The organism is Actinoplanes sp. NPDC089786, assembly GCF_040684855.1.
In the GTDB taxonomy this organism is placed as follows: domain Bacteria; phylum Actinomycetota; class Actinomycetes; order Mycobacteriales; family Micromonosporaceae; genus Actinoplanes.
The window spans coordinates 194,296-210,274 of record NZ_JBFBGU010000004.1; the positions used below are offsets into that span (position 1 = coordinate 194,296).

The 15,979-nt window shown below is 70.7% G+C and carries 16 protein-coding genes; 13 read left to right on the top strand and 3 right to left on the bottom strand.

The features are described 5' to 3' along the window. Positions 1 to 8: 8 nt before the first annotated feature. The 9 genes from AB0O15_RS17320 to AB0O15_RS17360 all read left to right on the top strand — a co-directional run bounded on the left by AB0O15_RS17320 (position 9) and on the right by AB0O15_RS17360 (position 11,592). Entirely contained in the window at positions 9 to 2,204 is a 2,196-nt protein-coding gene (locus AB0O15_RS17320) for an alpha-galactosidase (RefSeq protein WP_364319376.1), read from the top strand. Position 2,205: 1 nt separating this feature from the next. Next, the gene (locus AB0O15_RS17325) at positions 2,206 to 3,138 is read left to right on the top strand and encodes a sugar ABC transporter permease (RefSeq protein ID WP_364319378.1); all 933 of its coding nucleotides are present in this window, start codon (positions 2,206 to 2,208) and stop codon (positions 3,136 to 3,138) included. A gap of 13 nt (positions 3,139 to 3,151) precedes the next feature. Continuing rightward, the gene (locus AB0O15_RS17330) at positions 3,152 to 4,060 is read left to right on the top strand and encodes a carbohydrate ABC transporter permease (RefSeq protein WP_364319380.1); all 909 of its coding nucleotides are present in this window, start codon (positions 3,152 to 3,154) and stop codon (positions 4,058 to 4,060) included. 13 nt (positions 4,061 to 4,073) lie between these two features. Then, positions 4,074 to 5,444 (top strand): sugar ABC transporter substrate-binding protein, encoded by a 1,371-nt coding sequence (locus tag AB0O15_RS17335; protein WP_364319382.1) that lies wholly within the window; start codon positions 4,074 to 4,076, stop codon positions 5,442 to 5,444. A gap of 168 nt (positions 5,445 to 5,612) precedes the next feature. Next, entirely contained in the window at positions 5,613 to 6,857 is a 1,245-nt protein-coding gene (thrS, locus tag AB0O15_RS17340) for a threonine--tRNA ligase (RefSeq protein WP_364319384.1), read from the top strand. Between the two features lie 34 nt (positions 6,858 to 6,891). Then, on the top strand, positions 6,892 to 8,550 hold the full coding sequence (locus AB0O15_RS17345) for a sulfatase (RefSeq protein WP_364319386.1): 1,659 nt from the start codon (positions 6,892 to 6,894) through the stop codon (positions 8,548 to 8,550). Between the two features lie 41 nt (positions 8,551 to 8,591). Then, entirely contained in the window at positions 8,592 to 10,733 is a 2,142-nt protein-coding gene (locus AB0O15_RS17350) for a penicillin acylase family protein (RefSeq protein ID WP_364319387.1), read from the top strand. Positions 10,734 to 10,870: 137 nt separating this feature from the next. Next, complete coding sequence (locus AB0O15_RS17355) at positions 10,871 to 11,134, top strand: hypothetical protein (RefSeq protein ID WP_364319389.1); 264 nt, start codon at positions 10,871 to 10,873, stop codon at positions 11,132 to 11,134. Between the two features lie 170 nt (positions 11,135 to 11,304). Continuing rightward, on the top strand, positions 11,305 to 11,592 hold the full coding sequence (locus AB0O15_RS17360; protein WP_364319391.1) for a hypothetical protein: 288 nt from the start codon (positions 11,305 to 11,307) through the stop codon (positions 11,590 to 11,592). Here AB0O15_RS17360 and AB0O15_RS17365 read toward each other — a convergent pair whose 3' ends face one another. Continuing rightward, entirely contained in the window at positions 11,593 to 11,970 is a 378-nt protein-coding gene (locus tag AB0O15_RS17365) for a hypothetical protein (protein WP_364319393.1), read from the bottom strand. 150 nt (positions 11,971 to 12,120) lie between these two features. Next, positions 12,121 to 12,705, bottom strand: a complete 585-nt coding sequence (locus tag AB0O15_RS17370) for a TetR family transcriptional regulator (protein ID WP_364319395.1) — start codon at positions 12,703 to 12,705, stop codon at positions 12,121 to 12,123. A 75-nt stretch (positions 12,706 to 12,780) separates the two neighbouring features. On the opposite strand from AB0O15_RS17370, the gene AB0O15_RS17375 reads away from it, so the two are divergent. From AB0O15_RS17375 to AB0O15_RS17385, 3 genes are read left to right on the top strand one after another with little or no spacing between them, the layout of a single operon-like run. Beyond that, on the top strand, positions 12,781 to 13,722 hold the full coding sequence (locus tag AB0O15_RS17375) for an LLM class F420-dependent oxidoreductase (protein WP_364319397.1): 942 nt from the start codon (positions 12,781 to 12,783) through the stop codon (positions 13,720 to 13,722). A gap of 34 nt (positions 13,723 to 13,756) precedes the next feature. Next, the gene (locus tag AB0O15_RS17380; RefSeq protein WP_364319399.1) at positions 13,757 to 14,626 is read left to right on the top strand and encodes a helix-turn-helix domain-containing protein; all 870 of its coding nucleotides are present in this window, start codon (positions 13,757 to 13,759) and stop codon (positions 14,624 to 14,626) included. Positions 14,627 to 14,631: 5 nt separating this feature from the next. Next, on the top strand, positions 14,632 to 15,072 hold the full coding sequence (locus AB0O15_RS17385; protein ID WP_364319401.1) for an SRPBCC family protein: 441 nt from the start codon (positions 14,632 to 14,634) through the stop codon (positions 15,070 to 15,072). Here the strand turns inward: AB0O15_RS17385 and AB0O15_RS17390 are convergent. Further along, complete coding sequence (locus tag AB0O15_RS17390; protein ID WP_285680117.1) at positions 15,032 to 15,154, bottom strand: ribosomal protein bL36; 123 nt, start codon at positions 15,152 to 15,154, stop codon at positions 15,032 to 15,034. The two genes, AB0O15_RS17385 and AB0O15_RS17390, sit on opposite strands and share 41 nt — an antisense overlap. 132 nt (positions 15,155 to 15,286) lie before the next feature. On the opposite strand from AB0O15_RS17390, the gene AB0O15_RS17395 reads away from it, so the two are divergent. Further along, on the top strand, positions 15,287 to 15,979 hold the full coding sequence (locus tag AB0O15_RS17395) for a SprT-like domain-containing protein (RefSeq protein ID WP_364319404.1): 693 nt from the start codon (positions 15,287 to 15,289) through the stop codon (positions 15,977 to 15,979).

Here is a 15,979-nt window from a genome sequence, read left to right on the forward strand (position 1 = left end):
GGTCGCCGATGCTTGTCGCGTTGTCCGCTGCCGGTGTCACCGTGCTCGTCGACCTGCGCGACGGGCGATTGCCCGCGATCGTCCACTGGGGCGCCGAGCTGCCCGGGCTGGACGCCGCCGAGGCCGAGGCGCTGGCCGACGCGGCCGAACCGGTGCTGGGCAGCAACAACGTCGAACCGGTGCCACGGCCGTCGGTGCTGCCCGAGCACCACCTGGGCTGGACCGGGCGGCCGGGCATCCGTGGCTCGTACCAGGGCCGGGGCTGGTCTCCGTTCTTCCGCACGACCGTCGTACGGCTGAACGGCGAGCCGGTGGACGGCTTCGTGGCGAGCGGGCCGGGCGTGCTCGAGGTGACCGCCATCGACGGCGACCGGCTCGGCCTGACCGTCGTCCTCGAGCTGCTGCCGAGCGGGCTGCTCCGAGCCAACGCCACGCTCACCAACCACGCCGACGACACCTACCAGCTGGACGACCTGGTGCTGGCCTTCCCGGCGCCGGCCGAGGCGGCGGAGTTGCTGGACTTCGGCGGGCGGCACAACTTCGAACGGCGGCCGCAGCGGCGACCCCTGACCACCGGCACCCACCTGCGCGAGAACCGGAAGGGCCGGACCGGGGCGGACAGCGCCTACCTGCTGCACGCCGGAACGCCCGGGTTCGGCTTCGCCGACGGCGCGATCTGGGCCGTGCACACCGCGTGGAGCGGCAACCACACGCACTACGCCGAGCGGGTCTTCACCGGCGAGCAGGTGCTCGGCGGCGGCGAGTTGCTGCTGCCCGGCGAGGTGCGGCTGGGCGCCGGCGAGAGCTACCGGAGCCCGTGGCTCTACGGCGCCTTCGGGACCGGGCTGGACGAGGTGGCCCGGCGCTTCCACCGGCACCTGCGCGCCCGCGAGCCCCGGGTGTCGCCCGACCGGCCGGTCACGCTGAACGTCTGGGAGGCCGTCTACTTCGAGCACGACCTGGACCGGCTGCTCGACCTGGCCGAGCGGGCCGCCGCCGCGGGCGTCGAGCGCTACGTGCTGGACGACGGCTGGTTCGGGAGCCGTCGCAACGACCACGCCGGGCTGGGCGACTGGGTGGTCTCGGCCGACGTGTGGCCGCGCGGCCTGCACCCGCTGATCGACCGGGTGCGCAAGCTGGGCATGCAGTTCGGGCTGTGGTTCGAGCCGGAGATGGTCAACCCCGACTCCGATCTGGCCCGGGCGCACCCGGAGTGGATCATGGCGGCGCGCGACGAGTGGCCGGTCGAGTCCCGGCACCAGCAGGTGCTCAACCTCGGCCTGCCGGAGGCGTACGAGCACGTCAAGGGTCAGATCCTCGCCATCCTAGACGAGTACGACATCGGGTACGTCAAGTGGGACCACAACCGCGACCTGATCGAGGCGGGCACCCAGCCCCTCGGCGGCCGGCCCGGCGTCCACGAGCAGACGCTGGCGTTCTACCGCCTGCTGGACGAGATCCGGGCCGCGCACCCGGGGCTGGAGATCGAGTCGTGCTCGTCCGGCGGCGCCCGGGTCGACCTGGGCGTGCTCGAACGTACCGATCGCGTCTGGGTCTCGGACAACATCGACCCGCACGACCGGCAGTCGATGCTGCGCTGGACCACCCAGCTGGTCCCGCCGGAGTACCTGGGCGCGCACATCGCCTCGGGCGCCTCGCACACCACCGGCCGCCGCCACGACCTCGGCTTCCGCGCGGCCACCGCGATCTTCGGCCACCTCGGCATCGAGTGGGACCTGGCCAAGGCGACCGAGGCCGAGTCGCGGGAGCTGGCCGGGTGGATCGCGTTCTTCAAGGAGCACCGCGGCCTGCTGCTCGGCGGCGACCTGGTGCGGATGGACACCGCCGACCCGAACGTGCTGGTGCACGGCGTGGTGTCGCCGGACCGCGACCACGCGCTGTTCGCCCTGGTGACGCTGGACAGCGTGGCGCCCGACCCGCCCGGCCGGCTGCGGTTGCGCGGGCTCGACCCGGCCCGCCGCTACCGCATCCGCCCCCGGTTCGTCGGCGCGGCGCAGTCGGCGCCGTCGCACGGCACGGGCGCCGGGTTCGGGACCGGGCCGGCGTGGTGGGGCGCCGCGAACGAGGGCGTGACGCTCAGCGGCGCCGCCCTGGAGCACGCGGGGCTCGCCTTCCCGCGGATACGACCTGACCAAGCCGTGCTGTGCAGCGTGGACGCACTGGGGGCCACGCCTAAGGAGTGAGATGGCCACAACGACGACAAGGAGTCCGGCTGCCACCGGAACGACCACCGCCCCACGAACACCGAAGCGCCGCGATGACACGCGGCTCGCCCTCCTCTTCATCCTGCCCGCGCTGATCGGCTTCCTGGTCTTCATGGTGTGGCCGACCCTCCGCGGCATCTATCTCAGCTTCACCAAGTTCAACCTGCTCACCCCGCCGGAGTTCAACGGGCTGGACAACTACGTGCGGATGGTCCAGGACCCGGTGTTCTGGAACTCGCTCGAGGTCACCATCTGGTACGTCTTCCTCAACATCCTCTTCCAGACGATTCTGGCGCTGGTCATCGCCGTGATGATGCAGCGGCTGACCAAGCGCACCTGGCTGCGCGGGATCGTGCTGACGCCGTACCTGGTGTCCAATGTGGTCGCTGCGATGATCTTCCTCTGGGTCCTGGACTATCAGCTCGGCATCGGCAACAAGCTGCTCGAGGTGATCGGCGTCGAGCGGATCGCGTTCTTCTCGTCCGAGGCCTGGGTGATCCCGACCATCGCGGCGGTCAACGTGTGGCGGCACGTCGGCTACACCGCCCTGCTGATCTTCGCGGGTCTGCAGACCATCCCGGAGACCATGTACGAGGCCGGGCGGATCGACGGCGCCAGCGAGCCCCGGATGTTCCGCAGCATCACCGTCCCGTTGCTGCGGCCGATCCTGGGGCTGGTCCTGATCATCACCGTGGTCGGGTCGTTCCAGGTGTTCGACACGGTCGCCATCGCCACCCGCGGCGGGCCGGTCGACTCGTCCCGGGTGCTCCAGTACTACATCTACGACGTCGCGTTCGGCCGGTTCCAGTTCGGCTACGCCTCGGCCATGTCGGTCGCGCTGCTCATCGTGTTGATGATCATCACGTTCCTGCAGTACCGGCTCACCCGGGCCGCCACGTCGGATCTGAACTGAGAGGCGGGCGACGATGACCGCAGTAACCGCAGACGCCACCGCTCCCCCGCGGTTCAGCATCGGCCGGGCGGCCGCCTGGACCTTCATGATCCTGGTCATCCTGGCCAGCCTGTTCCCCTTCTACTGGATCCTGCGCACCGCGCTGTCCAGCAACAACGCGCTCTACGCGGGCGGCGACAGCATCCTGCCGGTGCAGCCCGGCCTGGGCGGCTTCGAACGGGTCTTCGGCACGCAGACCGGCCAGGAGGCGATCGACCAGGGCGGCGCCGGCCAGGAGATCTTCTTCTGGCGCTACCTGCTCAACTCGGTGGTCGTGGCCACCCTGGTCACCGTGGGCCAGGTGTTCTTCTCGGCGATGGCGGCGTACGCGTTCGCCCGGCTGAAGTGGCGGCACCGGGACAAGGTGTTCGGCTTCTTCCTGGGCGGGCTGATGATCCCGGCCATCTTCACGCTGCTGCCCAACTTCGTCCTGATCAAGCAGCTCGGCCTGGTCGACACCCTGCTCGGCATCGCCCTGCCGACCATGCTGATGACCCCGTTCGCGGTGTTCTTCCTGCGCCAGTTCTTCCTCGGCATCTCGTCCGAGGTGGAGGAGGCGGCGCTGATCGACGGCGCGTCGAAGACCCGGGTCTTCTTCCGGCTGGTCCTGCCGATGTCGTCGGCCCCGATCGCCACCCTGGCCATCCTGACCTACATCGCCGCGTGGAACGAGTACTTCTGGGCGCTGATGGTCAGCTACACCGACCGGTCGCGGGTGCTGACCGTGGCGCTGGGCGTGTTCAAGTCGCAGACACCGCAGACCGGGCCGGACTGGGCCGGGCTGATGGCGGCCACCCTGGTCGCCGCGCTGCCGATGCTGCTGCTGTTCATGCTGTTCGCCAAACGCATCGTCAACTCCATCGGCTTCAGCGGGATCAAGTGAGGAGGGCCCGGCCATGTTGCGGAAACTGAGAGTGGGTGCGGCCGCGCTCACCATGGGCCTGCTGACCGCGTGCGGCGGCAGTGCCGCGGGCGGCGCCGACGGCGTCATCGAGTACTGGCTGTGGGACTCCGGTCAGCAGCCCGGCTATCAGAAGTGCGCGGACGCGTTCGCACGGCAGAACCCCGGTCTGAGCGTACGGATCTCGCAGTACGGCTGGGACACGTACTGGCAGAAGCTGACCGCCGGATTCATCGCCGACGCCGCACCGGACGTCTTCACCGACCACCTCGCGCGGTTCGCCCAGTTCGCCGACCTGAAGGTGCTCCGGCCGCTGGACGAGCTCGGCCCGACCCAGGACATCCAGGACACCGACTACCAGCCCGGCCTGGCCGAGCTGTGGAAGGGACAGGACGGCCACCGGTACGGCTCGCCGAAGGACTGGGACACGGTCGCCCTGTTCTACTCCAAGAAGGCGCTGTCCGACGCCGGGGTCGACCCGGCCGAGCTGCAGAACCTGAGCTGGAACCCGCAGGACGGCGGCTCGTTCGAGAAGCTGGTCGCCCACCTGACCGTGGACGTCAACGGCAAGCGCGGCGACGAGCCCGGCTTCGACTCCCACCGGGTGAAGACGCACGGGATGTCGGCCGAGGGCTCCGGCGGCCAGGGCTGGGGGCAGACCCAGTGGTCGGCGTTCACCGGCAGCGCCGGGTGGCAGGTCACCGACAAGAACCCGTGGGGCACCCACTTCAACCTCGACCAGCCCGCCTTCCAGGACACCCTGAAGTGGTACTTCGGCCTGGCCCGGAAGGGCTACCTGCCGACGTACGCGGAGATCGGCGGGGCCAACCCGATCAACACCGACAAGCAGATCCAGTCCGGCATCGCCGCGATGGGCATCAGCGGCTCGTGGATGATCTCCACCTTCAGCAAGCTGACCGACGAGGCCGGCAAGCCGCTGGAGATCGGCGTCGCGCCCACCCCGATCGGGCCGACCGGCAAGCGGGCGTCGATGTTCAACGGTCTCGCCGACTCCATCACCACGCTGTCGAAGCAGCCGGAGAACGCGGCCAAGTGGGTCAAGTTCCTCTCCGGCGCCGAGTGCCAGAAGATCATCGGCGAGTCGGGCGTGGTGTTCCCGGCCCGGCCGGAGGCGACCGAGCTGGCCATCCAGTACAACCAGAAGGAGCGGAACCTGGACGTCACGCCGTTCACCGATCAGGTCAAGAACAAGACCACGTTCCTGTTCCCGGTGACCAGCAACGCGGCCGACATCATCGCGCTGGTCAATCCCCGGATGGACTCGGTGTACATCGGCAGCGATCCGCCCAGCTCGCTGACCAAGGTCAACGACCAGCTCAACGACCTCTTCAAGGTGGTCGGATAAAGAGGTGGTCGGATAAATCGGTCGCCTCGCGGTCGGCACGGCCGTATTTTCGAGGCATGTTGCGCTTCGTGATGACGACGACGCCGGATCTCCCCGGCGCCGCGTAACAACGCGACTTTTCCAGGCCCGGGGCACCTCGCCCCGGGCCTGGCGCCTTTCTCGGGGCGTGTGCTCACGGCGTACACCGAGAAGGAGACCGTGATGGCCGACCACCGCAAGCTGGGCCGCGAGCTCGAGCTGTTCGATTCCGACCCGCTGGCCGGCGCGGGCCTGCCGTTCTGGCTGCCGGCCGGCGCCGCGGCCCGGCACGCCGTCGAGGAATACCTGCGCGAGCTGGAACGGCGCAACGGCTACCAGCACGTCGTGTCACCACCGCTGGGCCGCCCGGCCCTGTTCCAGCTGTCCCGGCACCTCGACCACTTCGCCGACGACATGTTCCCGGCCGTCGCGTTCGACGACGACGATCAGCTCATGCTGCGGCCGAGCCTGTGCCCGCACCACGCGCTGGTCTACCGGTCCCGCGGCCGCTCCCATCGTGAGCTGCCGCTGCGGATCGCCGAGATCGGGCAGATGTTCCGGGCCGAGCGCTCCGGCGTGCTCGGCGGGCTGAGCCGGGTCCGGGTGATCGCGCTCAACGACGGGCACACCTTCTGCGCGCCGTCGCAGGTCGTCGACGAGGTCGGCCGGGAGCTGCGGCTGATCCGGCGGGCGCACGCCGACCTGGGCGTCCGGGCGTCCAGCTTCCGGCTCTCGCTGCGGGACGGCAGCGCGAAATTCATCGACGACGACGCGATGTGGGCGCAAGCCGAGCAGGTGCTGCGCGATGCGCTTGATCGCGCCGGAGTCGAGTACGAGGACGCGCCCGGCGAGGCGGCCTTCTACGGCCCGAAGATCGACATTCAGGTACGCGACGACGCCGGCCGTGAGCAGACCCTGTCGACCGTGCAGGTCGACTACGACAAACCGGCCCGTTTCGCGTTGGACTACGCGGCGGCGGACGGCTCCCGGCAGCGGCCCGTGATGATCCACCGCAGCCTGGCCGGCAGCATGGAGCGGCTCTTCGCGCACCTGATCGAGGTGCACGAGGGCGCCTTCCCGGCCTGGTACGCGCCGGTCCAGCTGGCCGTCCTGCCGGTGTCGCCCGCGCAGGACGGCGCCGCGCGCGCCCTGGTCGAGGCGGCGTCGGATCTGCGCGCCGAGCTGTCGTTCGAGGGGTCGCTCGGTGCCCGCATCAGGCAGGCGGCGCTGCGGAAGATCCCGTACGTCGGGATCATCGGCGAGCGGGAGGCCGCCGCCGGCCAGGTCTCGCTGCGCCTCCGCGACGGCCGGGAAATCCCAGCTCAGGAGGTGTCTTCGGCGCTCGGACGGATAGCCGAGGTGGTGGAATCCCGATCACATGATCTCCACGGCTGAACCGTTGTATGCGGATCGTCCGTAACAAGAGGGCGTGACCAACCGCCTACGCTCGATCCTCGCCGTGTCCCTGACGGTGCTGGCCGCTCTGCTGGTGTTCGTCGCCCTCGTGGTGCCCGACGGCATCGGCCGGCTGCGGCCCGGGACCTGGGTGCCCGGCGCGTTCCTGCGCCTGCCGATCGAGGCGATCGTCGCGGCGGCGGTGGTGCTGGTCGCGCCGGCCCGGTTCCGGAAGCCGGCCGCGCTGATCATGGGCGCCGGGATCGGCGTACTCACGATCCTCAAGATCATCAACATCGGTTTCCTCAACGTGCTGGCCCGGCGCTTCGACCTGGTGCTGGACTGGCCGCTCCTCGGCGACGGCTACAACTACGTCACCGAGACCTCGGGCAAGCCGGCGGCGGTGGCGGCCGTCGCCGGCGCGATCCTCGGCGGCATCGGCCTGATCGGCCTGATGGCCTGGTCGGTGCTCCGGCTGTCCGGGCTGGTGGCCCGGCACCGGACGGGCGCGCTGCGGGCGGTGCCGGCCGGGATCGCCGCGTGGGTGGCGCTGGCGCTGGTCGGTGTGACGCTGTTCCCGTACGCGCCGGTCGCCTCCGACACCACCGCGATGCTGGCGCGGAACACGCTGACCGGCATCCCCCGGTCGATCAACGACCAGCGGGCGTTCGCGATCGAGGCGGCGAACGACCCGCTGGCCAAGGTCCCGGCCGGCCAGCTGCTGCGGGCCCTGCGCGGCAAGGACGTGCTGATCGGCGTGGTGGAGAGCTACGGCCGGTCGGCGCTGGAGAACCCGAAGATGGCCGCCATCGTCGACCCGGCGCTGCAGAAGTCGAACGCCGAGCTGGAGGCGGACGGCTTCCACGCCCGCAGCGCCTTCCTGACCTCGTCCACCTACGGCGGCGGCAGCTGGCTCGCCCACGCCACCTTCCAGTCCGGCATGTGGGTCAACCAGCAGCAGCGCTACCGCCAGCTGACCTCGGGCGCGGGCAACCGGCTCACCATCACCAAGGCGTTCCAGAAGGCCGGCTGGCACACCGTCGGCATCGAGCCCGGCAACAAGCACACCTGGCCCGAGAAGGACTTCTACGGGTACGAAGAGGTCTACGACGCCCGGAACCTCGGCTACAAGGGCCCGCAGTTCGGCTGGTCCTCGATGCCGGACCAGTTCACGCTCGCGTCGTTCCAGCGCAACGTCTACTCGCGACCCGACCGCGGCCCGCTGTTCGCCGAGGTCACGATGACCTCCAGCCACACGCCGTGGGCGCCGCTGCCCGAGATGATCGACTGGAACCAGGTCGGCGACGGCTCGGTGTACGGCCCGCAGATCGCCAACGGGCCCAAGGAGGACACCTGGACCTCGACCGGCAAGGTGCGCACCGCGTACGCCACCTCGGTCGGCTATTCGGTCAACGCCCTGACCTCGTGGGCCACCACGTACGGCAGCGACGACCTGGTGATGATCATGTTCGGTGACCACCAGGCCGCGCCCCGGGTCAGCGGCGTCGACGCCAGCCACGACGTGCCGATCTCGATCGTCAGCAAGGACCCCGCGGTCCTCGACCGGATCGCGTCCTGGGGCTGGCAGGACGGCCTGCGCCCGGACGAGGACGCGCCGGTCTGGAAGATGGACAGCTTCCGCGACAAGTTCCTCACCACGTTCGCCGCCCCGGCGGGCGCCAAGTCGCACTGACGCTCTTGCCCGCACCCCCACGTACTGATAGTCGTTGATGTATGGTCAGCAGGCGGCACGTCCTCGGCGGCGTGGCCGCCTCTTTCCTTCCCCTCCCCTCTTCCGCGTCGTCGACCCGGGTCACCATCACGCGGGACGACTGGGGTATCCCGCACGTCGCCGGGCGGACCGACGCCGACGCGGTCTTCGGGATGATGTACGCCCAGGCCGAGGACGACTTCCCCCGGATCGAGCGGAACTACCTGGTCAGCCTGGGCCGGCTGGCCGAGGCCGAGGGCGAGACCGCGATCTGGCAAGACCTGCGGCAGCGCCTGTTCGTGGATCCCGCCGCACTTCGCCGCGACTTCCTGAAGTGCCCCGCCTGGCTCCGCAAGCTGATGACGGCGTGGGCCGACGGGCTCAACCACTACCTCGCGACGCACCCCTCCGTGCGGCCGAAGGTGATCACCCGGTTCGAGCCGTGGATGCCGCTGAGCTTCTCCGAGGGCAGCATCGGCGGCGACATCGAACGGGTGGTGCTGAGCCAGCTCGAAGCCTTCTACAGCGGGCGTACGCTGCCGATGACCGACGACGAGCTCGCGCTCACGTTCCGCGAGCCCGGCGGCTCGAACGGCTTCGCGATCGCGCCCGGCCACACCCGGGACGGCCACGCGCTGCTGCTGATCAACCCGCACACCAGCTTCTTCTTCCGCTCCGAGCAACACGTGACCAGCGACGAGGGGCTCAACGTCTACGGCGCCGCGACCTGGGGCCAGTTCTTCATCTACCAGGGCTTCAACCAGCACACCGGCTGGATGCACACCTCCAGCGGCGTCGACAACGTCGACGAGTTCGCCGAGACGATCGTGACCGGCGCCGGCGGCCGGCTGCGGTACCGCTACGGCGACGCGCTGCGGGCCGTGACGACCAAGGAGATCACCCTGGCCTACCGCGCCGCCGACGGCTCCCGGATGACCCGCACCTTCACCACGTACGCCACCCACCACGGCCCGATCGTGCGGGAGGCGGACGGCAAGTGGATCGCGTTCGCCCTGATGAACAAGCCGCTCGAGGCGCTGCAGCAGAGCTTCCTGCGCACCAAGACCCGCGACTACGCGGACTACCTGCGGGTGGCGCGCCTCAAGGCCAACAGCTCGAACAACACGCTGTTCGCGGACACCCGGGGCGAGATCGCGTTCCTGATGCCGCAGTTCATGCCGATCCGCGACGACCGGTACGACTACCGCCGCCCGGTCGACGGCAGCGACCCGGCGACCGACTGGCACGGGCTGCACAGCCTGGCGAGCCTGCCGCAGGCGGTGAACCCGCGCACCGGGTGGGCGTACAACTCGAACAACTGGCCGTGGACCGCGGCCGGCCCCGACAGCCCCCGGCGCGACGACTTCCCGCGCTACTTCGACCAGGCCGGCGAGAACCCGCGCGGGCCGCAGGCCATCCGGGTGCTGACCGCCCGGCGCCGGTTCACGCCGCGGACGCTGATGTCGGCCGCCTTCGACCCGTACCTGACCGCCTTCGACCGCCTCGTGCCGCTGCTGATCGCGGCGTGGGACCGGGCACCCGACCCGCGTCTGGCCGACCCGATCGCCCTGCTGCGGCGCTGGGACTATCGCTGGGGCACACACTCGACCGCCACGTCGCTGGCCGTCTTCTGGGCCGAGGCGCTGTGGGCGCCGCTGGCCCAGGCCGCCCGGGACGCGGGCCTGTCCATGTGGGACTACCTGGCCGAACGCGCCACCGACGCCCAGCGCCTGGCCGCGCTCGACGAGGCGGTGACCCGGCTGACCCAGGACTTCGGCCGCTGGCCGGTGCCCTGGGGCGAGATCAACCGCTTCCAGCGCAACGACGGCGCGATCACCCAGACCTTCGACGACACCAGGCCCAGCCTCCCCGTCCCGTTCACCTCGGCGCAGTGGGGTTCGCTCGCCTCGTTCGGGGCCCGCCGCTACCCCGGGACGAAGCGCTACTACGGCACCAGCGGCAACAGCTTCGTGGCCGTCGTCGAGTTCGGCCCCCGCCTGCGAGCCTGGGCGATCACGGCCGGCGGCGCCAGCGGCCACCCCGAGTCCCCGCACTTCAACGACCAGGCCACCCGCTACGCCGCCGGCGACCTCCGTCCGGTCTACTTCTACCCCGAGGACCTCGCCGGCCACATCGAACGCCGCTACGTCGTTCGGCGCCCCTGACGCGCCGGCGCCCTCGCCGGGCCCGAATGGCCTGGTCCGGCGGCGTGGACAACTTCACCCCTGCGTACAATTCGGGGCATGCGAAGCTTTCCCGGATGCAGCAAGGCGGGCCTTGTTCGCGGTGACGAGGACACAGAATGACACTCGGGGGCCAGGCGGTGCTCGTGGTCGAATACCCCTGCGAACAGTTCTGCCGCATCGAGGTCGACCTGAGCGGCGAGCAGAGCGGGGTCACCTTGAAGCAGCTGCGCGAGAAGGCTGACACGGCACACGAACGGGTGCACAACCCCGATTCCGCCGAGCCCGCCGAGCCGATCGCCGACGAGCCCGTGACCGGCCGTCCCGCGGCCACCATCTTCCTCTCCGCCCCCGGCCGCAACAGCGACCAGCGCCGCCGCTGACCAGGCTGCGGCCGCCTTCGCACCAGGAAGGCGAGCGTCCGCGTGGCGGGCTGCCGGTGGGCCGGGCTCCGTGGGCGGGGACAAAATCAGAGCCGCGGCCGGTAATCATTCGCGTTATGGCTCGCTTGTCGTGGCCCGGATCTGGGCGGGACGGGATATCCTTAGCGCATATGGCTACCTTTCGCAGCGCCTCAGTGCTTCTCGCCGCCGACGGCACCCGGATCCCAGGAACCGCCGCGCTCTTCGCCGAGCCCGCCCGTAAGGGCGGAGTTCCGCCGTGGGCCGGGGACTTCCGTCTCGCCAACGACGCCGGCAACGGCCCCAAGAACGCGGTCGGTAAGACGTTCACGTTGGAGTTGCCCGACGGCAGCACCGGCAAGGTTGTGGTCCAGAACCTCAAGAGCGGCAAGGGCGGCGTCGTGCTGGCGTTGATGGGCCAGGACGCACCACCCTTCTGATCATGACGTCAGCGCCGCCGTGATCGGGTCGAGGCCGGTGATCAGTTCGTCGAGCTCGTCCGCGCTGAGCACTTCGTAGGCCGGCGCGGCCAGCTCGTCGGTGACGGTTTCGATCCGTTCCCGGAGGTCTCGGCCGGCGTCGGTGAAGTCGCCGGCCGCGTTCACCAGGCCTCGGGCGCGCAGGCCGTCGACGACGGCGGCCAGCCGCGCCGGGGGCAGGTGGTGGACCCGGCCGAACTTCTCCGCCCGCAGGCCCATTTTCAGGGCCATCAGGACGTGCGCCTCGGTGCCGCCGATGTGGTGGGCGACCAGGACGGCGTTGTGGCCGTCCCCGCGGTGCTCGCGCCGCTCGGGCTCGCGCCGCCCGAAGTCGTGCACGCGGTCTTCTACAACTTCGCCGAGGGCGAGGTGGCCCGGACCTGGCCCAGTTGGTGTGGCATCGGTCGGCACCTCCCGTGGTCGTGACCGCACCCTGGTGGGCGGCCGTTCACCATGGCTACGAACGGCGAGGCCCGGATCGGACAACGGTCAGCGGCGGGCGGTGGCCAGGTCGGCGGCGGCCCGGACGGCGCGGGCGGCGATGTGTTCGGCCGAGCCGTTGTGCATCGCGAAGAAGCCGTCGGTGAGCAGCGTCGTGTAGCCGTGCGCGACCGCGATGATCTCCTGGAGGAGGTGCAGAACCTCGTGGTACGAGCTGGGCTCGACCGCCACGGCCAGGTCGATCAGGGTGGTCATCAGGGCCCGGGTGTGCTCGCGGCGATCCTCGTCGGGCAGCTCGGACAGGCCGGCCGCGAAGATCACGTGGAAACCCGCGCCGGTCCGCGTCATGTACCGGACGTAGGCGCCGGCCAGCGCGGCCAGCCGATCGACCGGGTCGGCGCCCGCCGCGTCGGCGGCGGTGACGACGGCCTCGCGCAGGTCGCGTGCGGCCACGCCGGAGACCGCGCTGAGCAGGTGATCCCGGTCGGGAAAGTGCCGGTACGGCGCCGCCGAGCTGACCCCGAGCCGGCGCGCGACCGCGGCGACCGAGAACCGCTGCAGGCCGTGCTCCCCCAACGCGTCGAAGCTGGCCTCGATCAACGCCGCCCGGAGGTCACCGTGGTGGTAACCCATGCCTTCTTGCCCTCCTGTAAGAGGGCTCTTACATTAACATGTGAGAGCCCCCTTACATCGGCGTACGGAGTCATCATGAGCATCCGGCTCGGTTACCAGATCCCCAACTTCACCTACCCGGGCGTCGCGCCCGGCCAGCTCTTCGACACCGTCCTGGCGCAGGCCCGGGAGGCGGAGGGCGCCGGCTTCGACACCGTGCTGGTGATGGACCACTTCTATCAGCTGCCCGGCATCGGCCCGGCCGAGAACGCGATGCTCGAGTCGTACACGACGCTCGGCGCCCTGGCCACCGGCACCTCGACCGTGCAGCTGTCCACACTGGTCACCGGCAACACGTACCGCAACCCAGCCCTGCTGGCCAAGACCGTGACCACCCTCGACGTGGTCTCGCACGGCCGGGCCGTCCTGGGCATCGGGGCCGGCTGGTACGAGCGCGAGCACCACGACTACGGCTTCGAGTTCGGCACCTTCGGGCAGCGCTTCGAGCGGCTCGAGGAAGCGCTGACGATCATCTCGCCGATGCTGCGCGGTGAGGAGGCCACGCACGACGGCAAGTGGTACACCGCGCGGGGCGCCATGAACAATCCCCGGTTCCGCGAGAGCATCCCGATCATGCTGGGCGGCAGCGGCGAGCAGAAGACGTTCCGGCTGGCCGCGCGGTTCGCCGACCACATGAACATCATCTGCGACGTGGCCGACCTGGCGCGCAAGGTGTCGGTGCTGCGCGAGCGGTGCGAGGAGATCGGCCGCGACCCGGCCACCCTGAAGACCAGCTTCCTGGCCATGGGCATGGTCGGCGAGACCGAGCAGGAGGTGACGGAACTCGCCGGGACCATCCCCGAGGACCGCCGCAACCGGGCCTTCCTCGGCGCCGCCGACCAGGTGGCCGAGCAGCTCCAGGAGCGGGTCCTGGGCGCCGGCATCGACGGCATCACCATCAACCTGATGCGCAACGGCCACCGCCCCGGCGTGGTCAGCATGGTCGGCGAGGCCCTGCGCCCGCTGGTCGCCGCCTGAGCGGTTCGGGGCGCGTGACGTGCTGAGATAGGGCGTGGAGTTCGTCTTCGAGGCTCGTCAGCCGCCCGCGCTCGCGCGGTTCGTGGAGTCGATCTGGTATGCCCGCGGCCAGATCGGCTACCGCCGCGAGCTGATCGCGCCGACCGGCTCCACGGTCGCCGTCGTCGTGCTCGGTGACCCGATCCGCCTGGTGGCCGGCGATGGTCCGGCGCTCGTGGCCGGCGAGGGCTTCCTCCTCGGCCCGCACGACCGCCCGGTGATCAACGAGCCCCTCGGGGAGACCCACTGCTTCGGGGTGGTCACCACGGCGGTCGGCGGCCAGGCCCTGTTCGGCCTGCGGCCCGCTTCCGTACGCGGAAAGGTCGTTGATCTTCTTCAAGCCTGGCCGGGCGCGGTGGCTCTGCGGAGCGCGCTTCTCGCCGACGGCACCCTCGATGTGGTCGAGAAGGCGCTGACGCCCGGGGCGCCCGGCCCGGCGCTGCTGCGCTGCGAGGCGGCCGTGCACGCGCTCGAAGCCGACCCGCTGCGGCCGATCGCCGGGCTCGCGGCCGAGCTGGGTGTCTCGCACGGGCACCTCGACCGCGAGTTCACCACGACGGTCGGGCTCGGCCCGCGGGTGGTGTCCCGGATCCTCCGGTTGCGGGCGCTGCTGGCGGCGATCGACGTCTACGCGCCGGTGGACTGGCCCGGCCTGGCCGCCGCGTACGGCTGGTTCGACCAGAGCCACTTCATCCGGGACTTCCGGCGGCACACCGGGGTGACACCGTCCGCGTACGTCACGGCTCAGCGGGCCGCGTACACCCCCGACCAGGCCGCCCCGGGGTTTGTGCCGGAACTGACAAAGCCGCCGGAGATCGATGTGAAATCCGTCCAAGACGCGGATCGAGCCGACCGGCCACGCTGACCGCCGTGACCACAGCCTTCATCGTCTCCGCCACCATCGATCGTCCGGCCGCCGAGGTGTGGGCCCGGCTGACCGACTGGCCCGCCGCCACCGCCTGGATGCCCGGCGTGCGGAGCATCCGGGTGAACGACGACGAACTGATCTTCCACACCCGCGGCCGGGACCGCACGGGCCGGGTCGAGACGGTCGAACCCGGCCGTACGGTCGTCGTGCACTCGGCCCAGGGCGGCGTGTCCGCCGCGTACACCTACACCTGCGTGCCCGACGGCGGCCGGACGACGGTCACCCTGACCGCCGACTGCCGCGTCGAGGGTGTCTGGCGCCCGTTCGCCGGCCTGCTCCGCACCGCGATCCGCCGCACCGATGGTGGGCAGGTCGCCGCCCTCAAACGGGTGATCGAGGCGGTCAGCCCTGACGGCCGTTCCAGCGCGGGTTCTTCCGGTTGATCACCACGAGCCGGCCACGCCGACGGGTGAGGACCGAACCGGGCTTGTTCTTGAGCGACCGGAGTGAGTTGCGAACCTTCATCACGAACCTCGTTCCCAGCCGGCCGGGAAGCCGGCACCGTCAGCGGAACGTCGGCGCGCGGCGCGGCATTCCGGCCCGGGACCGCCGTGGCAGGATGGTCCGGCGGGTGCGAGTCGGCGGGGAGCGGTGGGGTTGGATCTGTCGAGAGCGAGGCAGCTGGCCTCCGATCTGATGGCCGAGCACGGGCTGGCCGGGTGGCGTCTGGTGTTCGACAACGCCAAGACGCGGGCCGGGGTCTGCCGGTTCGCCACGAAGGAGATCGGGCTGTCCCGGCCGCTGATCTCGCTCTACGACGTCGAGCACGTCACCGATACGGTGCTGCACGAGATCGCCCATGCCCTGGCCGGTCCGAGGCATGGTCACGACCGGGTGTGGCGGGCCGTGGCCCGGCGGATCGGCTGCTCGGGCGAGCGATGCGTGCCGGCCGACGCGCCCGGCGTCGACGGACCGTGGGCCGGGGTCTGCCCGGCCGGTCATCGCACGACGGCACACCGGCGGCCGATCCGGGTCAAGTCGTGCCGCGCCTGCTCCCCCGGCTTCGATGTGTCCGCCGTCTACACCTGGTCCCATCGTGGCCGGCCGGCCGAGATGGACCCGCGCTACCAGGCCGAGCTGGCGCGCATCCGGGCCGGTCAGGTCGCCACGCAGCTCCCGCGCGTGCCGCTCCAGGTCGGCGAGCGGGTCCGGGTGATCGGCCCGGGCAAGTACGCGGGCGTGGCCGGCACCGTGGTCAAGCGGGGCCGGACCCGTTACCAGGTCCAGACCCGGGCCGGCCTGTTGAGCGTGGCGTTCACCGCCGCCCAGCGTGATCCGTCGGCAGGGTGA